The sequence below is a fragment of the Cyanobium sp. NIVA-CYA 375 genome, from assembly GCF_056108345.1.
On the sequence record NZ_JBSYHW010000435.1, the window covers coordinates 1 to 524 of the forward strand.

General features: G+C 69.8%; 1 protein-coding gene. It reads left to right on the forward strand.

What is annotated here, in order from left to right; genetic code table 11:
• Positions 1–524 (forward strand): PhoX family protein (locus AC01FP_RS18995; RefSeq protein WP_474482524.1); only part of this gene is annotated, 524 nt, incomplete at both ends.

Genomic DNA, 524 nt, shown 5'->3' on the forward strand with positions numbered 1-524 from the left:
CAAGCGCACCGCGCTCGGCCGCTTCAAGCACGAAGGCGCGTGGACCTCGGTGGGTGCCGACAACAAGGTTGCGGTCTACCTGGGTGACGACGAGCGCAACGACTACCAGTACAAGTTCGTCTGCGCCGGCACCTACAACCCGAAGAACCGCGGCGCCAACCGCAACCTGCTGGACAGCGGCACGCTGTACGTGGCGAAGTTCAACGCCGACGGCACCGGCCAGTGGCTGCCGCTGGTGTGGGGCCAGGGTGGCCTGACCGCGGCCAACGGCTTTGCCGACCAGGCCGAGGTGCTGATCAAGGCGCGCCAGGCGGCCGACCGCCTGGGTGCGACGATGATGGACCGCCCCGAGTGGGTGGCGGTGCACCCGACGACGCGCGAGGTCTACCTCACGCTCACCAACAACAACCGCCGCGGCACCAACCCGCCTTCGTCGAACAACCCCGACGGCAGCACCACGGCCGGTGGCGCGCGCCCGCCGGTGGATGCCGCCAACCCGCGGGTCGACAACCGCTACGGCCACA